Below are 17,615 nucleotides of genomic sequence, written 5' to 3'. Positions count from 1 at the left end.
GTCGCGCAGGCCCGACGACGGCGCCTGGTCACTAGGATGGAGGGCACCGGAGCCTTCCGGCCGCACAGACCCCCGTTCGAAGGGAACCCCCGTGACGCAGACGCCCGACATCAACACCCAGCCCCTCGCCGAGGTGGACCCGGAGATCGCCGCGGCGCTCGCGGACGAGCTCGGCCGCCAGCGGGGCACGCTCGAGATGATCGCCTCGGAGAACTTCGTGCCGCGCGCCATCCTCGAGACGCAGGGCTCGGTGCTGACCAACAAGTACGCGGAGGGCTACCCGGGCCGCCGCTACTACGGCGGCTGCGAGTTCGTGGACGTGGCCGAGAACCTGGCCATCCAGCGCGCCAAGGACCTGTTCGGCGCCGAGCACGCCAACGTCCAGCCGCACGCCGGCGCCCAGGCCAACGTGGCCGTGATGACCTCGCTGCTGGACCACGGGGACACGATGATGGGCCTGTCCCTGGCGCACGGCGGCCACCTGACGCACGGCATGAAGCTGAACTTCTCCGGCAAGAACTACAGCATCGCCGCGTACGAGGTGGAGCCGGACACCCACCGCATCGACATGGACAAGGTGCGCGAGAAGGCCCTCGAGGCCCGGCCGAAGGTGATCGTGGCCGGCTGGTCCGCCTATCCCCGTCAGCTCGACTTCGCCGCCTTCCGCTCGATCGCGGACGAGGTCGGCGCCCGGCTCTGGGTGGACATGGCCCACTTCGCCGGCCTCGTGGCCGCCGGCCTGCACCTGAACCCGGTGCCGCACGCCGACGTCGTCTCCTCCACCGTGCACAAGACCCTCGCCGGCCCCCGTTCGGGCTTCATCCTCTCCACCGAGGAGCTGAAGAAGAAGATCGACTCCGCCGTGTTCCCGGGCCAGCAGGGCGGCCCGCTGATGCACGCGATCGCGGGCAAGGCCGTGGCCTTCAAGATCGCCGGCTCCGCGGACTTCAAGGAGAAGCAGGAGCGGACCCTGGCCGGCGCGCAGATCCTGGCCGAGCGCCTGACCGCCCCGGACATGGCCGAGCACGGCATCTCGGTGCTCACCGGCGGCACGGACGTGCACCTGGTCCTGGTGGACCTGCGCGAGTCCCAGCTGGACGGCAGGCAGGGCGAGGACATCCTGCACGAGGTCGGCATCACCGTGAACCGCAACTCGGTGCCGTGGGACCCGCGTCCGCCGATGACCACCTCCGGCCTGCGCATCGGCACCCCCGCGCTGGCCTCCCGCGGCTTCGGCGAGGCCGAGTTCCGCGAGGTGTCCGACGTCATCGCCGAGGCGCTGAAGCCGAGCCCGGACGTGGAGGCGCTGCGCGCCCGCGTCGTGAAGCTCACCGAGGACTTCCCGCTGTACGACGGCCTCGAGGGCTGGTGAGCCGCCGATGACCGCGAAGGTCCTGGACGGCAAGGCCACCGCCGCCGCGATCAAGGAGGAGCTGCGCGGCCGCGTGGCCGCCCTCGCCGAGCGTGGGTACACCCCCGGCCTCGGCACCCTGCTCGTGGGTGAGGATGCCGGCTCGCAGAAGTACGTGGCGGGCAAGCACCGCGACTGCGCCGAGGTGGGCATCGAGTCCATCCAGCGTGAGCTGCCCGCGGACGCGACGGAGGAGCAGATCCTCGACGTCGTGCGAGAGCTGAACGAGGACCCGGCCTGCACGGGCTACATCGTCCAGCTGCCGCTGCCGAAGCACGTGGACACCCAGAAGGTGCTCGAGGCCATCGACCCGGACAAGGACGCGGACGGCCTGCACCCCATGAACCTGGGGCGGCTCGTGGCCTCGGTCGGCGGCGAGCTGGACTCGCCGCTGCCGTGCACCCCGGCCGGCTGCGTCGAGCTGCTGCGCCACCACGGTGTGGAGCTGGCCGGCAAGCACGTGCTCGTGATCGGCCGCGGCGTGACCATCGGCCGGCCTGCCGGCCTCGTGCTCACCCGCCGCGAGGTCAACGCCACCGTGACCCTGGCCCACACCGGCACCACGAACCTCGACGAGCTGCTGGCGAGCGCCGACGTCGTGATCGCCGCCGCCGGCTCCGCCCACATGGTGAAGCCGGAACAGGTCAAGGAGGGCGTGATCGTCCTGGACGTGGGCGTCTCCCGCGTGACCGGGGAGGACGGGACGTCCCGCGTCCTGGGCGACGTGGACCCGGCCGTGAAGGAGAAGGCGGCCTGGATGGCGCCGAACCCGGGCGGCGTCGGGCCGATGACCCGCGTCATGCTGCTGGCGAACGTCGTCGAGGCCGCCGAGCGCGCCGCCGACGGCGAGGACTGGGCGGGGGAGCGGGCCGGCGCCTGACCTCTCCCCGCCCCGCGACGAACCCTGCGAATCGCAGGGTTCGTCGCCGAGGGGGCGGCGCGCGTCCGGGCGGGTGGTGCGCCTATGCTGTCGCCTTGTGAGTCACACCACTCTGCACGCGTCCCCCGGCGACGCCTCCGTCATCCGTGCCCGTGGGCTGCGCAAGCAGTACGGCGAGTTCCACGCCGTGAAGGGCATCGACCTGGACGTGCGTCCCGGCGAGTGCTTCGGCCTGCTCGGCCCCAACGGCGCGGGCAAGTCCACCACCATGCGCATGCTCGCGGGCACCTCGCAGCGCACCGCGGGCGAGCTGACCATCCTGGGCATCGACCCGGAGGAGGACGGGCCGGCCGTCCGTGCGCGCCTGGGCGTGGTGCCGCAGCAGGACAACCTGGACGAGGAGCTCACCGCCCGGGAGAACATCCTGATCTACGGCCGCTACTTCGGCCTGCCCTACTCATACCTGCGGCCCAAGGCCGAGGAGCTGCTGGCCTTCGCCCAGCTCACCGAGAAGGCGGACGCCAAGGTCACCGACCTCTCCGGCGGCATGAAGCGCCGGCTCGTGATCGCCCGCGCCCTGGTCAACGAGCCGGCCCTCTTCCTCCTCGACGAGCCCACCACGGGCCTGGACCCGCAGGCCCGCCACATCCTGTGGGACCGCCTCTACCGGCTCAAGGAACGCGGCACCACGCTGCTGCTGACCACGCACCACATGGACGAGGCGGAGCAGCTGTGCGACCGGCTCGTCGTCGTCGACGGCGGCGAGATCATGGCCGCCGGCACCCCCGCCGAGCTCATCCGCGAGCACGCCTCCCGTGAGGTCCTCGAGGCGCGCTTCGGCGCGGACCGCAACGAGGCCGCGGCCCGCACCGTCCAGGCCCACGCGGGTGACGGCGTCGTGCACCGCGTCGAGGTCCTCCCGGACCGCGTCCTCGTCTACGCCCGACGCGCGGACGACCTGCACGACGTCGTGCAGCGCCTCGTCGACGAGGGCGCCCTGCCCGCCCCCGCCACCACGCTGACCCGCCGCGCGAGCCTCGAGGACGTGTTCCTCATCCTCACCGGCCGCACCCTGGTGGACTGACCCGTGCCGTCCCCCACCACGACGACGGCCCCCGGCCCCGCCTCGCCCGCCGAGCCGCTGCGCCCGCCGGTCACCGCGGCGGCGTCCGCGGAGCGTGTGAGGCGCCGCGGCGTCCTGCTCTACGCCGAACACCAGCTGCGGAACATGCGTCGCTACGGCGCGGTGCTGCTCGTCGGGGCGCTCGGCGAGCCCGTGCTCTACCTGCTGGCCATGGGCCTGGGCCTGGCCCAGCTCATGGGCGGGGGGATGCCGCAGGACGCCCTGGGCGGGGTCTCCTACGTCGCGTTCATCGCCCCGGCGCTGCTGGCCTCGGGCGCGCTGATGACCGCGTCCGTCGAGTTCTCCTACCCGGTGATGGGCGGGTTCCAGTGGCAGCGGACGTACTACGCGGCGCAGGCCACTCCGCTGTCTCCGGCGCAGATCGCCCTGGGCCACCTCGTGGCGGTGAGCCTGCGGTTCGTGTTCCAGGCTGCCGTGTTCCTGCTGGTGATGCTGGCGTTCGGCGTGGTCTCGAGCCCGTGGGCGTGGGTGCAGGTCCTCACCGCCACGCTCGGCGGGCTCGCCGTCGGCGCGCCGATCATGGCGTTCGCGGCCTCCCTGAAGGAGGACAAGGGCCAGTTCGCCACCCTGCAGCGGCTCGTGATCATGCCCCTGTTCCTGTTCTCCGCCACCTTCTACCCGCTCGAGGCGCTGCCGGTGTGGCTGCGCTGGATCGGCTGGCTCTCGCCGCAGTGGCATGCCGCCCAGCTCGGCCGCGTGCTCTCCTACGGGATGGCCGAGCCGGGCTGGCTCACCGTGGTGCACGTGGCGTTCCTGCTGGCCCTCGCGCTCGGCGGGGCCTGGCTCGCGGTGCGGATCTACACGCGCCGCCTCGGCTGGGTCCGCGGCGCCCCGGACCGCGACGCCGTCACGGCCGCCCGTCGGGACCGTGCCCCGCGCCTGGGCCGCCGTGCCCCGCGCCTGGGCCGCCGTGCCGCGCGCACCGGGGCCGCCCGCGCCGACGTCGCACCCGCCGCCGCGCAGGCGGACCCGGCCGCGCCGTCGTCGGTGGTGCGGGAACACGCCGTCGCCGTGCCGCCCATGCCCGAGATCCCCGTGCGCCGCGGCCCGCTGGCCGGCGCGTACTCGGGCAACGTGCGCGCGGTGATGGAGCGGGCGTTCCTCTCCCTGAAGTCCAACAACTGGGTGGTGTTCTTCTCCGGGTTCTTCGAGCCCGTGCTCTACCTGGCCTCCATGGGGCTGGGTCTCGGTGCGCTGGTCGGCGACGTGGCCGGCCCGGACGGCACCCCCGTCCCGTACGGCATGTACCTCGCCCCCGCGCTGCTGGCGGTCTCGGCGATGAACGGCGCCATCTACGACTCCACGTGGAACGTGTTCTTCAAGCTGCGCTACGCGAAGACGTACCAGACCATGCTCTCCACGCGGCTGGGCCCGCTGGACGTGGCACTCGGGGAGATCGCGATGGCGCTGCTGCGCGGGCTGATCTACGCGGTCGGCTTCCTGATCGTCATGACCGCGGCCGGGCTCGTCACCTCCTGGACGGCGCTGCTCATGATCCCCGGCGCCCTGCTCGTGGCGCTGGGCTTCGCCTCCCTCGGCATGGCGGTGACGAGCTGGATGAAGACGTTCCAGCACATGGACTGGGTCCAGATCGTGCTGATGCCCATGTTCCTGTTCTCGGCCACGTTCTTCCCGCTCGCGGTCTACCCGGAGCCGATCCAGTGGGTGATCCGCGTGTTCCCGCTGTGGCACGCCGTGGAGCTGATGCGCGCGCTCGCGGTGGGCGTGCTGAGCTGGGCGACCGCCGGCCACGTCCTCTACTTCGTGGTGATGGCCGGCGTCGGGGTGTGGCTGGCCGCCCGCCGGCTCGGCGCGCTGTTCCTGCGCTGAGGCCCCGCGGGCCGGTCAGGCCGCGCGCGCGGCGCGGCGTCGCCGGACCACGTCCAGGGCCGCGACCGCGGCGGTGAGCGCCCAGCACACGGCCACCATGCCCATGGCGGTCGAGGCCGCGTGCGCGTACGCCGCGGCCGACGGCGGCCCGGCGCTCTCGGCTGCGGCGCCGGCCAGGGCCGCGAAGAACGCGCCCGTCACCACGGACAGGCCCAGGGCGGTGCCGAGGCGCTGCGCCGTCTGGGCGACGCCGCCGGCCGCCCCCGCCTCGTGGCCGGCGACGTCGTCCATCATCAGCACCTGCGTGCTGGTGAGCAGCAGGGCCTGCGAGGCCGACTGCACGATCAGCCCCACCCCCACGATCCACGGCGACCACGCGCCGGCCGCGCTGCGCTCGAACGCGAGCGCGAGCACCCCCAGCGACACGAGGCCCACGAGGGCGCCGAGCAGCACGAGCACGGGCCCGCGCCGCTGCACCATCGAGCCCACCCACGGGGACAGGGAGGCCACGACGACGGCGCCGGGCAGGCCCACGAGGCCGGCCTCGAGCGGCGTGAACCCCATGCCGCGCTGCAGGAAGATCGCCACGATCGCGAACACCGCCGGCATCGTCGCCAGGTAGATGGTGGACTCGAGCGCGCCGATCGTGAAGGACGGCCGCCGGAACAGGGCCGGGTCCACCATGGGCTGCACGCCGGTGGCCGCCGCCCGGGCCTTCACGCGCTTCTCCCAGAGCCACCACGCCGTCACGAGCGCGGCGGCGAGCACCAGCAGCCCGGCGGTGCCCGGGACGATGAACGGCACCATGAGGCTCACCCCGCCGGCGCCGAGCAGCAGGGCGCCCACCGGGTCGAGCGCGGCGATCCCGCGCGGTCCGGGGGCGGCGGGCAGGCCGTGCACGCGGGTGGGCGGCGGCAGCCAGAGGGCGCCCATCGCGACGGCGGCCAGGCCCACGGGCACGTTCATGAGGAACGTGGAGCGCCAGCCCCACTCGGGGCCGAACGCGCCGAGGAACAGCCCGCCGAGCAGGGGTCCCACGGCCACGCCGAGGCCCACCACGGTGCCGAAGAGCCCGTAGGCCCGCCCGCGGGCGCGGCCGTGGAAGTTCGACTGGATGAACCCGATGACCTGGGGGTTGAACACACCCGCGCCCAGGCCCGTGAGCAGGCGCCCCGCGTTGAGCAGCAGGGTGTCCCCGGCCAGGCCGGAGAGCAGGGAGCCGAGCATGTACAGCGTGATGCCCGCCAGGAACAGGCTCTTGCGGCCCCACAGGTCGCCGGCGCGGCCCGCGGCCACGAGCACGGTGCCGAACGTCAGCGTGTACCCCGCCAGCACCCACTGCAGATCCGCGCTCGTGGCGTCCAGGCCCGACTCGATGGCCGGCAGCGCCACGTTCACCACGGACACGCTCATCAGAGCGAGGAAGAGCGGCATGAGCAGCGCGGTGAGGATGCGGCGCTGGTCAGGGGTGAAGGCCCCGGACGCGGAGTCGGCGGGGCGCGGGGGGCGGGGGGTCATCGCCTCAGGATAGGCGCCGACGCGGGACGCCCGATTCGGAGCGCACCCCACGATGCGGGATGATGGAGGGCAGACCCCACGAGCCCCTCCGGAGGAGCACCCATGTCCCAGTCCCTGACCCCCGGTCCCGACGGCGCGCGCCGCGGCCCCCGCGCCGGCCTGCGCGTGGGATCGCTCGGCTTCGTCGCGATGATCGTCATCCTGATCGTGGCGATCATCTTCGCCGCGAACCAGAACGACGTGATCGGGTGGCTCGTGGTCGCCGTCGCCGCCGGCTGGCTCGTGTTCGCGGTGGTCGTGTACCTGCAGATGCGCCGCGGCGTCCAGGCCGCGGGACGCAAGGTGGACACCGCCATGCAGAACGCCCGCGCCGACGTCGCCGCCCTGCGCGGCCGGGACACCGACGCCGCCGCCCCCGCGGTGGCCCCGCCGGCACCGGCCGCGGACCCCCTGCGGGACACCAAGCTGGACCACTCGTTCAAGATCGCCCAGGTGCAGGTGCGCGTGGTGCGCGAGCAGCTCGCCGCGGGCGAGGGCATGGACCGCGAGATGGTGGACCGCGCCCTGGAGACCATCGACATCACGGCCTCCAACGCCCGCGACATGATCAAGGAGTCCCGGGCCGGCGGCGCCGAGGGCCCGGTGAGCGGGACGGTGATCAGCTGATGACGGCGCTGCCCGAGAAGGACCCCGTCACCGGGAAGTACCCCGAGCCCGCCGAGGGCGAGCCCGTGGTGCACGCCAACGCCGGCGCGCCCAAGGCCGACGGCGCCGTGCGCGTGGCCACCGTGAACGTCAACGGCATCCGCGCCTCGCACCGCAAGGGCATGCGGGAGTGGTTCGCCGGTCGCGGCGTGGACGTGCTCACCCTCCAGGAGGTGCGCGCCCCCGCGGACGTCACGGCGCAGCTGGTCCGCGAGATCGTGGGCGAGGACTGGGACGAGGTGCACCTGGCGGACGCCGTGGCCGCCGCCAAGGGGCGGGCCGGCGTCGCGATCGCCTCGCGGTTCCCGCTCGGCGAGGTCCGCACGGGCATCGCCGACGCCGACGGGTACTTCGACGACGCCGGCCGCTGGATCGAGGCCGACCTGCGCCTGCCGGACGGCTCGCCGCTGACCGTGGTCTCCGCCTACGTGCACTCGGGCGAGGTCGACACCCCGAAGCAGGTGGACAAGTACCGGTTCCTCGACGAGATGGTCCGCCGCCTCTCCGAGCTGGCCGCGGGGGAGGGGCACGCCCTCGTCACGGGCGACCTCAACGTGGGCCACACCGAGCTGGACATCAAGAACTGGAAGGGCAACGTGAAGAAGGCCGGCTTCCTGCCCGAGGAGCGCGCCTACTTCGACCGGTTCTTCGGCGAGCTCGGCTTCACGGACGTGCACCGAGCCCTCGCCGGGCCGGTGCCGGGCCCGTACACGTGGTGGTCCATGCGGGGCAAGGCCTTCGACAACGACGCCGGATGGCGCATCGACTACCACATGGCGACCGCGGGCCTGGCCGAGCGGGCGAGGACCGCCGTCGTGGACCGCGCCCCCAGCTGGGGCACCCGCTTCTCCGACCACGCCCCGCTCGTGGTCGACTACCAGTTCTGACCGTGCAGGAGAGACCCGAGGCTGAGATGACCATGAAGAAGAACTCCGTCCAGGACGTCCTGGCCCAGGACGCCGCCGCCACCGCCCACCTGGCCGGCGCGTCCGCCCGGCACCGCGTGCTCTCCGGCATGCAGCCCTCGGCGGACTCCCTCCACCTGGGCAACTACCTCGGCGCCCTCGTGAACTGGGAGCGCACCCAGGCCGACTTCGAGGCGTTCTTCTTCATCCCCGACCTGCACGCCATCACCGTGCCCCAGGACCCGGCAGCCCTGGCGGAGCGCACGCGGGTGGCCGCCGCGCAGTTCATCGCCGGCGGCATCGACCCCGAGCGCTCCACGCTGTTCGTCCAGTCCCAGGTGCCCGAGCACGCGCAGTTGGCGTGGGTGCTGACCTGCATGACCGGCATGGGCGAGGCCATGCGGATGACCCAGTTCAAGGACAAGTCCGCCAAGCAGGGCGCGGACGCGGCCGGCGTCGGCCTGCTCGCGTATCCCATGCTCATGGCCGCGGACATCCTGCTCTACCAGCCGCACGGCGTGCCCGTGGGCGACGACCAGCGCCAGCACGTGGAGCTCACCCGCGACCTCGCCCAGCGCTTCAACCATCGCTACGGCGAGACGTTCGTGGTGCCCACCGGCTTCTACCCGGAGACCGGCGCGCGCATCTACGACCTGCAGGACCCCACGTCGAAGATGTCCAAGTCCGCGGCGTCCCCGAACGGGCTCATCAACATCCTCGAGGAGCCGAAGAAGACCGCCAAGAAGATCAAGTCGGCCGTGACCGACGACGGCACCGAGGTGCGCTTCGACCGTGAGGCCAAGCCCGGCGTCTCCAACCTGCTGACCATCCTCTCCGCGGTGTCCGGCACACCGATCCCGCAGCTCGAGGAGGAGTTCGTCGGCAAGATGTACGGGCACCTCAAGGTCGCGGTGGCGGACGCCGTCGTCGAGCGCCTGGCCCCCGTGCGCGAGCGCGCCCTCGCGCTGCTGGACGATCCCGCCGAGCTGGACCGCATCCTCGCCGCCGGCGCCGAGAAGGCCCGCGCCGTGGCCACGCCCGTGCTCGAGGACGTCTACGCCAAGGTCGGCTTCCTGCCGCCGCTGCGCTGAGCCGGACCGCACCGGCCCCCCGACGACGGCCCGCGCCCCCGACCTGCGGGGGACGCGGGCCGTCGTGTTTCTCCGACTCGAGGTGGAGGCGGCGGCGCGTGCGCGGCTGACAGGATGGAGGCATCGCCCCCGCTCCTGCCGCCGTGGGGGCATGCCCCACCGACAGAGGAGTGCCGGAGCCATGTCCACCGCAGTCGCGACCCCCGGGGTCGCCGAGGTCCCGCCCGGGGCCGAACCCGTCCTGGAGACGGAGAACCTCGTCAAGGTCTACGGCCGCGGGGCGTCCCGCTTCGACGCGCTGAAGGGCATCACCCTGCAGATCCAGCGCGGCGAGTCCCTGGCCGTCGTCGGCAAGTCCGGCTCCGGCAAGTCCACCCTGATGCACCTGCTGGCGCTGCTGGACCAGCCCTCCGCCGGCGTCGTCGCGATGGACGGCCGTCCCGTCTCCCAGCTCAAGGCCGCGGAGATCTCGCAGCTGCGCAACGAGCGGTTCGGCTTCGTGTTCCAGCAGTTCTTCCTGAACCCGAACCAGACGGTCCTGGAGAACACCGTGCTGCCGCTGAAGATCGCCGGCGTGGGCCGGGCCGAGCGCACCCGCCGCGGCATGGCGGTGCTCGAGCGGCTCGAGCTCGCGGACAAGGCGAAGAACAAGGCCACGGACCTCTCCGGCGGCCAGAAGCAGCGCGTGTGCATCGCCCGCGCGCTCGTGAACAACCCGGCGGTGCTGTTCGCGGACGAGCCCACGGGCAACCTGGACTCCGCCACCTCGGCGGCCGTGGAGGACATCCTCTTCGGCCTGCACCGCGACGAGGGCATCACCCTCGTGGTGGTCACGCACGACGACGACCTGGCCGCGAAGTGCGACCGTCGCGTCGAGCTGCAGGACGGCGTGGTCATCGCCGACGAGCGCGTCGGCACCGAGCGGGACGGAGCACGGGCATGAAGGTCACCGACGTCGCGGGCACGGCGCTCGCCAACACGATGCGCTCCAAGCTGCGCACCTTCCTCACCGTCGTCGCGATCGTGATCGGCGCATTCACGCTGACCCTCACCACGGGGCTCGGCGCGGGCATCAACAAGTACGTGGACAACGTGGTCGAGGGCTTCGGCAAGCCCGGCGAGCTGACCGTGATGAAGCAGCAGGACATGTCCTCGGCCGGTGCGGCGAGCGGTTCGCCCCAGGAGTACACGGAGCAGGACGCCGCCGGCGGCGAGATGTTCGGCATGCCGCTGCTCACGCAGGAGGACCTCGCCGCGATCGAGGACACCGAGCACGTCACCGAGGTGAAGACCTATCGGGTGGCCGAGCCGGAGTACATCCAGGGCCCGGACGACCGCAAGTGGCAGACCGGCTTCATGGGCAGCTCCGGCGAGATCGACATGCTCACCTTCTCGGCCGGCCGTGCCCCCGAGGCCGGCGCCGCGGAGATCGTCATGCCCGAGTCGTGGGTGGAGGACCTGGGCGCCGGCGACGCCGAGGACCTGGTCGGCACGGAGCTGACCGTCGTGGCGGCGACCCCGCTGCAGGAGCACAAGTCCGTGACGGCCACCGTGGTCGGTGTGACGAAGGCGGCCGCGTCCGGTGCGGGCACCGCCCCGACGCCGTCGGAGTCGCTCGAGCAGGAGATCTACGACATCACGACGGAGGGCCTGCCGGAGTCGCAGCGGAACACCTACTTCCAGGCCACGGCGATCGTGGAGGACCCGGAGGCGAACGAGGACGCCGTGAAGCAGGCGCTGGCCGACCAGGGCCTGCTGGCGCAGACCCTCGAGGAGCAGCTCGGCGTGATCCGCGGCATCATCGACGCCGTCACGTGGGTGCTCACCGGCTTCGCGCTCATCGCGCTGCTCGCCGCCAGCTTCGGCATCATCAACACCCTGCTCATGGCGGTGCAGGAGCGCACCCGGGAGATCGGCCTCATGAAGGCCCTCGGCATGACCGGCGGGAAGATCTTCGGCCTGTTCACCATGGAGGCCGTCGTGATCGGCCTGCTCGGCTCGCTGATCGGCATCGGCCTGGGCGTCGCCGTCGGACTCATCGCGAACCAGGTGCTGACCACCGGCCCCCTCAGCGGCGTCACCGGCCTGGTCCTGTTCGCGGTCAACCCCCTCGCCCTGCTGCTGATCCTGCTGCTGATCGTGGCCATCGCGTTCATCGCCGGCACCTTGCCCGCCCTGCGTGCGGCCCGGAAGGATCCCATCGAGGCACTGCGACACGAGTGATCCTGCCGCCGCGCCCGTCATCACCATCACCGTCACCCACGACACCGAGGAGCTCACCATGACCACCGATCGACCGAACCCGGACCCGAACCCGGAGCAGCCCGCCGCGGGCGGCCCCGGCCCGTACCCGGGCCAGAACCCCGCATACGGCCAGCCCGCCGTGGGCTCCCGCTACGGCACGCAGCCCTACGCGGCCCCGGGCTACGGCGCCCAGCCGGGCAGCCCGTACGGCATCGTCCCGGAGCCGGCCGCGTTCCCCGCGCTCCTGACGCTGACGCTCACGTCGCTCGCGCTGTACGTGCTGTCCTCCCTGCCGGCCCTGTTCGGCGGCGAGGAGAGCATCGAACGCATGCGGGACTCCCTTCGCCAGAGCGGCCTCACCCCCGAGCAGGTGGAGGAGATCGCGCCTGTCGTGGGCGCCTCCGTGACGGTGGGCACGATCATCGTCCTGCTCATCGGCGTGGCCCTGTACGCCCTGGTGTACTTCAACCTCCGCGGGGCCAAGAACTGGGCCCGCATCCTCGGCATCGTCGTCGGGATCCTGGGCACCCTCAGCGCCGTCGGCGGCATCTTCTCCTTCGTGACCTACCCCGGCATCGGCGGCGTGCTGGCCTCCGTGCTCAGCCTGGCGCTGGTGATCGTGAACATCCTGTGGCTGGTCAAGGCCTTCAACCCGCAGGTCGCGGCCTACACCCGTCAGGGCCGCCGCGCCTGACCCCGACGCCGTTCGCCGGCGGCGAGTCCTGGGTCGCCAGCCCTCGCCCCGGCGTCGGCCAGCGGAGACCATGGCGACATGGCCTCCGATCATCGACCCCCGCATCCCGTGTCCCCCCACCCCGACGACCTGGACGGCGGCGGGCGGCCCGTGGTGGGCCCGGATGAGGCGCGGCGGCGCATCGCCGGGCACTCCGGCCCGGACGCCCGCCCGCTGATCCGCCCCGACGCCCGCACCCCCGGCGTGTTTCGGGCGCTGCTCGGACTGACGGTCGCGTCCGCAGTCCTCTATGCCGCGTCGATCCTGCGCAACCTCCTCCCGGGCGCGGCCCAGGACATCGCGGACTCGCTGCCCGAGGGCGGCGCGCAGTCGCCCGCGATGACCGCCGAGGCCATCGAGGGCGCCCTCACCGGCAGTGCCTGGTTCGCGACCCTGCTGGGTCTGGCGGTCTACGCGATCGTCCTCGTCGGGCTGACCCGGCACAGCAACACGGCGCGCATCATGGGTGCCCTGTTCGCCTCGATCGCCATCTTCGTGACGCTGCTGGGGGCCATCCGCCTGTTCGTCTTCCCCGCCGGGGACGTGGTGCTGCCCCTGGTCCTGGGCGGGCTGTTCGCGCTCGTGAACGCGGCCTGGCTCGTGTGCGCCTTCAACCCGGGCCTCGCAACGACCTTCCTGCGCCGCCGGGCATGATGGGGGCATGCACCCCCTCGACGACGATCCCCACGAGACCACGGAGCGCGACCCCGGTCCCGATCGCGCGGCCCTGCGTCCCCTGCGCCTGTTCCAGACCGTCACGGCGGTCACGGGGGCACTGAGCGCGGCCGGCGTGGGGGGCGTGCTCGCGCTGCAGGCGACGCCCGGCTACGCCCGCGCCGTGCTGGAGGCGCGCTCCTGGGGCGCGAGCGAGGTCACCGACGCCGACGTCGCCGCGTTCCTCACCCCGGCGGGGGCGTGGCCGGTGGCCGCCGCGGCGGTGGTCGTCCTGACCCTGGTGCTCCTGGCCGGCATCACCCGCCGCATCCGGGCCGTGCGCCCCGTGGGGAGCGTGCTCGTGGTGCTGGGGATGCTCACGGCGGCCTTCTGGATGGTCGACGGTGGACGGATGGTGCAGGACGGGGGAGGGGGGCCGGTCGTGCTGGGTGCCGTCGTCGGGATGCTCGTGTCCAGCGCGGTGTGGCTGCGTGTGGCGCACCGGCGGGAGACGCGCGACGCCTTCGACGTCTGAGCTCGGACCGCCTCCGCCTCCGGTCCCGCCCCCGTCCCCACGCCGAGGCCCGCAGACACGCCGCTACACCGGGCCGGTGACGGCGCGTCTGCGGGCCTCGGCGGGAGGGGCACCCCTCCACGACGACGGCGGCCCGCCTCCTCGAGCGAGGAGACGGGCCGCCGTCGTGGTGCGGGGGATCAGAACTGGCGGGCCAGGATGGCCCGCTTCACCTCGGAGATCGCCTTGGTCACCTGGATGCCGCGGGGGCACGCGTCGGTGCAGTTGAAGGTCGTGCGGCAACGCCACACGCCCTCCTTGTCGTTCAGGATCTCCAGGCGCATGTCGCCGGCCTCGTCACGCGAGTCGAAGATGAACCGGTGCGCGTTGACGATGGCGGCCGGGCCGAAGTACTGGCCGTCCGTCCAGAACACCGGGCAGGACGAGGTGCACGCGGCGCACAGGATGCACTTCGTGGTGTCGTCGTAGATCGCCCGGTCGGCCTGGGACTGGTAGCGCTCCTTGGTGGGCGCGTGGCCCTCGGCGACCAGGAACGGCATGATCTCGCGGTAGGACTGGAAGAACGGGTCCATGTCCACGATCAGGTCCTTCTCCACCGGCAGGCCCTTGATGGGCTCCACCAGGATGGGCTTGGACAGGTCGAGGTCCTTCAGGAGCGTCTTGCAGGCCAGGCGGTTGCGGCCGTTGATGCGCATGGCGTCGGAGCCGCACACGCCGTGGGCGCAGGAGCGGCGGAACGACAGGGTGCCGTCGTGGTCCCACTTGACCTTGTGCAGGGCGTCCAGCACGCGGTCGGTGCCGTACATGGTCAGGCGCCACTCGTCCCAGTAGGACTCCTCGGAGGACTCCGGGAGGTAGCGGCGGACCTTGAGCACGATGTCGAAGCTCTCGACCTCGCCTGCGCCGCCACCGGCGGACTGGGTCTGCGCCTGGGCCACGGGGGCCTCGGTCTCGGTTGCTGAGTGGCTCATCAGTACTTACGCTCCATCGGCTGGTAACGGGTCACGACGACGGGCTTGGTCTCGAAGCGGATGCCCTTGACGCCCTCCATCTCCGCGGTCTCGTCACGGTAGATCATGGTGTGCGCCATGAAGTTCTCGTCGTCGCGGTCGGGGTAGTCCTCGCGGTAGTGCCCGCCGCGGGACTCCTTGCGGCCCAGGGCCGCGAGGGTCATGGCCTCGGCGATGTCCAGGAGGTAGCCCAGCTCCATGCCCTCGAGCAGGTCGAGGTTGAAGCGGTGGCCCTTGTCCTGGACGGACACGTTCTCGTAGCGGCCGCGCAGCTCCTCGATCTTGGCCAGTGCGCGGCGGATCGAGTCCTCGTCGCGGAAGACCTGCATGTCCGCGTCCATGGACTCCTGGAGCTCGGCGCGGATGTCCGCGACGCGCTCGGACCCGGTGGCGGAGCGCAGGTTCTCGATGTGCTCCACGGTCGGCAGCTCGCCGCCCTCGGGCAGCTCCACCCAGTCCGCCTGCACGGCGTACTCGGCGGCGTAGATGCCGGCGCGGCGGCCGAACACGTTGATGTCCAGCAGCGAGTTGGTGCCCAGGCGGTTGGACCCGTGCACGGACACGCAGGCCACCTCGCCGGCGGCGTACAGGCCCGGCACGACGGTGTCGTTGTCCTGGAGGACCTCGGCCTTGATATTCGTGGGGATGCCGCCCATGAAGTAGTGGCAGGTGGGGAACACCGGCACCGGCTCCGTGTAGGGCTCGACACCCAGGTAGGTGCGGGCGAACTCGGTGATGTCCGGGAGCTTCTCGTCGATGTGCGAGGGCTCCAGGTGCGTCAGGTCGAGCAGCACGTAGTCCTTGTTGGGGCCGGCGCCGCGGCCCTGACGGACCTCCTCGGCCATGGACCGGGCCACGATGTCGCGCGGGGCGAGGTCCTTGATGGTGGGGGCGTAGCGCTCCATGAAGCGCTCGCCGTCCGCGTTGCGGAGGATGCCGCCCTCGCCGCGCGCGGCCTCGGAGAGCAGGATGCCCAGGCCGGCCAGGCCGGTCGGGTGGAACTGCACGAACTCCATGTCCTCCAGCGGCAGGCCCGCGCGGTAGGCGATGGCCATGCCGTCTCCGGTGAGCGTGTGGGCGTTCGAGGTGGTCTTGTACACCTTGCCGGCGCCGCCGGTGGCGAAGATGACCGACTTGGCCTGGAAGACGTGGATCTCGCCGGTGGCCAGCTCGTAGGAGACGACGCCGGCGGTGCGCTTCTGCTTGTAGGCGGTGCCGTCCTCGCGCACGGCGTCCTCCTCCACCAGCAGCAGGTCGAGCACGTAGAACTCGTTGAAGAACTCCACGTTGTGCTTGACGCAGTTCTGGTACAGCGTCTGGAGGATCATGTGGCCGGTGCGGTCCGCGGCGTAGCAGGCGCGGCGCACGGGCGCCTTGCCGTGGTCACGGGTGTGGCCGCCGAAGCGGCGCTGGTCGATCTTGCCCTCGGGGGTGCGGTTGAAGGGCAGGCCCATCTTCTCGAGGTCCAGCACCGCGTCGATGGCCTCCTTGGCCATGACCTCCGCGGCGTCCTGGTCCACGAGGTAGTCGCCGCCCTTGACGGTGTCGAACGTGTGCCACTCCCAGTTGTCCTCCTCGACGTTGGCGAGGGCCGCGCACATGCCGCCCTGGGCCGCGCCGGTGTGGGAACGCGTGGGGTAGATCTTGGTGAGGACGGCGGTGTGCGCGCGCTGACCGGCCTCGATGGCCGCGCGCATGCCCGCGCCGCCGGCGCCGACGATCACCACGTCGTACTTGTGCACCTGCATTCAGGTCTCTCTTTCTGGGTGTCTGTGACGCGGCGGCCGCTCGGGCCGGCCGCACCGCAGGGTGAGCGTTTCCGAGGTCAGCCGCAGAAGGCCGGGGAGCCCTCGAGCAGGGCGCCGGAGGCGTCCACCATGCAGGGATCGAAGGTGAAGATCACCAGGGTGCCGAGGATGATGATCACGGCCGTGGCGATGTACAGGATCATCGTCAGCCAGAAGCGGGCGCTGCCGCGACGGGTGTAGTCGTTGATGATCGTGCGCACGCCGTTGGCGCCGTGCAGCATGGCCAGCCACAGGAGGGCCAGGTCCCAGAACTGCCACAGCGGGTGCGCCCACTTGCCGGCCACGAAGCCGAAGTCGATGGCGTGGATGCCGTCGCCCACCAGCAGGTTGGTGGTCAGGTGCACGGCGATCAGCACGACGAGGAAGACGCCCGAGATGCGCATGAACAGCCAGGCGAGCATCTCGAAGTTGCCGCGGCCGCCGCCGTCGCGCGTGTACTTGGGGTCCAGACGGCGGCTGCGGGGCGCCGCGATGGTGGTCTCAGCGGTGGTGCTCATGGCTCAGTGACCTCCGAGTGCGAGGCTGAAGTGACGGATGGCGAAGCCCAGGGTCAGGACGACCCACAGCCCCAGCACGATCCACAGCAGGGTCTTGTGGTGCTGGGTGCCGCCCTTCCAGAAGTCGACCAGGATGATGCGCAGGCCGTTCAGGGCGTGGAAGATGATCGCCGCGACGAGGCCGGCCTCGCCGAGCGCGAAGTACCACGTCTTGTACGAGCCGATCACGGCGTTGTAGGCCTCGGGGGAGACCCGGACCAGGGCCGTGTCCAGCACGTGGACGAGCAGGTAGAAGAAGATGACGACGCCGGTGACGCGGTGGCCCACCCAGGACCACATGCCGCCGTGGCCCCGGTACAGGGTTCCGCGGCCGTTCTTGGCCGGGGCCTGCGCAGTGGCGCTAGACACGGTTGATACCTCCAGGGGGAATGCACGATCCCGGTCCTCCGCCGTGGGACGACGACGGGCAGGGGCGTGTGCGAGTGGATTCCTCCACCTAGGGTAGACCCTTCCCGCGCCTCCGTGCCCGACCGGGACCCGGGCGACCACTGTGACGCGTGCGGCGCCCCGCCGCCGTCCTGTTCGGTCTGGGCTGTGCCCCGCCTGGGACGCGTCGAGTGGTCCCCCGTCCGGACGGTTCCGTAGTCTGG

Annotated in this window: 17 protein-coding genes; 12 read left to right on the top strand and 5 right to left on the bottom strand. The window is 72.0% G+C overall.

Annotation, left to right across the window (positions count from 1 at the left end; all coding sequences use genetic code 11):
* The first annotated feature begins 91 nt into the window (after positions 1 to 91).
* The 4 genes from glyA (at position 92) to ABIB16_RS06020 (ending at position 5,265) form a co-directional block, all read left to right on the top strand.
* Positions 92 to 1,372: a serine hydroxymethyltransferase gene (gene glyA / locus ABIB16_RS06035; RefSeq protein WP_063188973.1), complete on the top strand. Its 1,281-nt coding sequence runs from the start codon at positions 92 to 94 to the stop codon at positions 1,370 to 1,372.
* Between the two features lie 7 nt (positions 1,373 to 1,379).
* Positions 1,380 to 2,291 (top strand): bifunctional methylenetetrahydrofolate dehydrogenase/methenyltetrahydrofolate cyclohydrolase, encoded by a 912-nt coding sequence (locus ABIB16_RS06030; RefSeq protein WP_354436111.1) that lies wholly within the window; start codon positions 1,380 to 1,382, stop codon positions 2,289 to 2,291.
* 97 nt (positions 2,292 to 2,388) lie between these two features.
* Positions 2,389 to 3,375, top strand: a complete 987-nt coding sequence (locus ABIB16_RS06025; RefSeq protein ID WP_036338212.1) for an ABC transporter ATP-binding protein — start codon at positions 2,389 to 2,391, stop codon at positions 3,373 to 3,375.
* A 3-nt stretch (positions 3,376 to 3,378) separates the two neighbouring features.
* Complete coding sequence (locus ABIB16_RS06020; RefSeq protein ID WP_354436110.1) at positions 3,379 to 5,265, top strand: ABC transporter permease; 1,887 nt, start codon at positions 3,379 to 3,381, stop codon at positions 5,263 to 5,265.
* A 15-nt stretch (positions 5,266 to 5,280) separates the two neighbouring features.
* Here ABIB16_RS06020 and ABIB16_RS06015 read toward each other — a convergent pair whose 3' ends face one another.
* Positions 5,281 to 6,783, bottom strand: coding sequence for an MFS transporter (locus ABIB16_RS06015; protein ID WP_231866272.1), 1,503 nt, complete (start codon positions 6,781 to 6,783; stop codon positions 5,281 to 5,283).
* 102 nt (positions 6,784 to 6,885) lie between these two features.
* Here ABIB16_RS06015 and ABIB16_RS06010 point away from each other — a divergent pair, with 102 nt between their 5' ends.
* The 8 genes from ABIB16_RS06010 (at position 6,886) to ABIB16_RS05975 (ending at position 13,650) form a co-directional block, all read left to right on the top strand.
* Positions 6,886 to 7,449 carry a hypothetical protein gene (locus tag ABIB16_RS06010; protein WP_063188979.1) on the top strand — a complete coding sequence of 188 codons (564 nt, stop codon included), beginning with the start codon at positions 6,886 to 6,888 and terminating at the stop codon, positions 7,447 to 7,449.
* Positions 7,449 to 8,375 carry an exodeoxyribonuclease III gene (locus ABIB16_RS06005; protein ID WP_063188981.1) on the top strand — a complete coding sequence of 309 codons (927 nt, stop codon included), beginning with the start codon at positions 7,449 to 7,451 and terminating at the stop codon, positions 8,373 to 8,375. The genes ABIB16_RS06010 and ABIB16_RS06005 overlap by 1 nt, the downstream gene beginning before the upstream one ends.
* Before the next feature lie 26 nt (positions 8,376 to 8,401).
* Positions 8,402 to 9,484, top strand: a complete 1,083-nt coding sequence (gene trpS, locus ABIB16_RS06000; RefSeq protein ID WP_002856591.1) for a tryptophan--tRNA ligase — start codon at positions 8,402 to 8,404, stop codon at positions 9,482 to 9,484.
* Between the two features lie 181 nt (positions 9,485 to 9,665).
* Positions 9,666 to 10,427: an ABC transporter ATP-binding protein gene (locus tag ABIB16_RS05995; protein ID WP_063188983.1), complete on the top strand. Its 762-nt coding sequence runs from the start codon at positions 9,666 to 9,668 to the stop codon at positions 10,425 to 10,427.
* Positions 10,424 to 11,707 (top strand): ABC transporter permease, encoded by a 1,284-nt coding sequence (locus ABIB16_RS05990; protein ID WP_230260101.1) that lies wholly within the window; start codon positions 10,424 to 10,426, stop codon positions 11,705 to 11,707. The genes ABIB16_RS05995 and ABIB16_RS05990 overlap by 4 nt, the downstream gene beginning before the upstream one ends.
* A gap of 58 nt (positions 11,708 to 11,765) precedes the next feature.
* Positions 11,766 to 12,422 carry a hypothetical protein gene (locus tag ABIB16_RS05985; RefSeq protein WP_354436109.1) on the top strand — a complete coding sequence of 219 codons (657 nt, stop codon included), beginning with the start codon at positions 11,766 to 11,768 and terminating at the stop codon, positions 12,420 to 12,422.
* 78 nt (positions 12,423 to 12,500) lie between these two features.
* Positions 12,501 to 13,115: a hypothetical protein gene (locus tag ABIB16_RS05980; protein WP_152743679.1), complete on the top strand. Its 615-nt coding sequence runs from the start codon at positions 12,501 to 12,503 to the stop codon at positions 13,113 to 13,115.
* Between the two features lie 7 nt (positions 13,116 to 13,122).
* Positions 13,123 to 13,650 carry a hypothetical protein gene (locus ABIB16_RS05975; protein WP_036340052.1) on the top strand — a complete coding sequence of 176 codons (528 nt, stop codon included), beginning with the start codon at positions 13,123 to 13,125 and terminating at the stop codon, positions 13,648 to 13,650.
* A gap of 179 nt (positions 13,651 to 13,829) precedes the next feature.
* Here ABIB16_RS05975 and ABIB16_RS05970 read toward each other — a convergent pair whose 3' ends face one another.
* From ABIB16_RS05970 to sdhC, 4 genes are all read right to left on the bottom strand, one after another.
* On the bottom strand, positions 13,830 to 14,621 hold the full coding sequence (locus ABIB16_RS05970; protein WP_010079347.1) for a succinate dehydrogenase iron-sulfur subunit: 792 nt from the start codon (positions 14,619 to 14,621) through the stop codon (positions 13,830 to 13,832).
* Entirely contained in the window at positions 14,621 to 16,408 is a 1,788-nt protein-coding gene (gene sdhA / locus ABIB16_RS05965) for a succinate dehydrogenase flavoprotein subunit (protein ID WP_036340055.1), read from the bottom strand. The genes ABIB16_RS05970 and sdhA overlap by 1 nt, the downstream gene beginning before the upstream one ends.
* 77 nt (positions 16,409 to 16,485) lie before the next feature.
* On the bottom strand, positions 16,486 to 16,965 hold the full coding sequence (locus tag ABIB16_RS05960) for a succinate dehydrogenase hydrophobic membrane anchor subunit (RefSeq protein ID WP_036314556.1): 480 nt from the start codon (positions 16,963 to 16,965) through the stop codon (positions 16,486 to 16,488).
* 3 nt (positions 16,966 to 16,968) lie between these two features.
* Positions 16,969 to 17,373 (bottom strand): succinate dehydrogenase, cytochrome b556 subunit, encoded by a 405-nt coding sequence (sdhC, locus tag ABIB16_RS05955; protein ID WP_078025777.1) that lies wholly within the window; start codon positions 17,371 to 17,373, stop codon positions 16,969 to 16,971.
* Positions 17,374 to 17,615 lie beyond the last annotated feature (242 nt).

The sequence above is a fragment of the Micrococcus sp. UYEF5 genome, assembly GCF_040546065.1.
Classification (GTDB): domain Bacteria; phylum Actinomycetota; class Actinomycetes; order Actinomycetales; family Micrococcaceae; genus Micrococcus; species Micrococcus luteus.
This window is presented reverse-complemented; position numbering and strand designations above follow the sequence as displayed.

Excerpts from the sequence above, each read along its gene's own strand:
- ABIB16_RS06015 (WP_231866272.1), bottom strand. The coding sequence starts at position 6,783 with ATGACCCCCCGCCCCCCGCGCCCCGCCGACTCCGCGTCCGGGGCCTTC.
- ABIB16_RS05990 (WP_230260101.1), top strand. The coding sequence starts at position 10,424 with ATGAAGGTCACCGACGTCGCGGGCACGGCGCTCGCCAACACGATGCGC.
- ABIB16_RS05985 (WP_354436109.1), top strand. The coding sequence starts at position 11,766 with ATGACCACCGATCGACCGAACCCGGACCCGAACCCGGAGCAGCCCGCC.
- ABIB16_RS06030 (WP_354436111.1), top strand. The coding sequence starts at position 1,380 with ATGACCGCGAAGGTCCTGGACGGCAAGGCCACCGCCGCCGCGATCAAG.
- ABIB16_RS05995 (WP_063188983.1), top strand. The coding sequence starts at position 9,666 with ATGTCCACCGCAGTCGCGACCCCCGGGGTCGCCGAGGTCCCGCCCGGG.
- trpS (WP_002856591.1), top strand. The coding sequence starts at position 8,402 with ATGACCATGAAGAAGAACTCCGTCCAGGACGTCCTGGCCCAGGACGCC.
- ABIB16_RS05960 (WP_036314556.1), bottom strand. The coding sequence starts at position 16,965 with ATGAGCACCACCGCTGAGACCACCATCGCGGCGCCCCGCAGCCGCCGT.
- ABIB16_RS05975 (WP_036340052.1), top strand. The coding sequence starts at position 13,123 with ATGCACCCCCTCGACGACGATCCCCACGAGACCACGGAGCGCGACCCC.
- sdhA (WP_036340055.1), bottom strand. The coding sequence starts at position 16,408 with ATGCAGGTGCACAAGTACGACGTGGTGATCGTCGGCGCCGGCGGCGCG.
- ABIB16_RS05970 (WP_010079347.1), bottom strand. The coding sequence starts at position 14,621 with ATGAGCCACTCAGCAACCGAGACCGAGGCCCCCGTGGCCCAGGCGCAG.
- ABIB16_RS06010 (WP_063188979.1), top strand. The coding sequence starts at position 6,886 with ATGTCCCAGTCCCTGACCCCCGGTCCCGACGGCGCGCGCCGCGGCCCC.
- ABIB16_RS06005 (WP_063188981.1), top strand. The coding sequence starts at position 7,449 with ATGACGGCGCTGCCCGAGAAGGACCCCGTCACCGGGAAGTACCCCGAG.
- ABIB16_RS05980 (WP_152743679.1), top strand. The coding sequence starts at position 12,501 with ATGGCCTCCGATCATCGACCCCCGCATCCCGTGTCCCCCCACCCCGAC.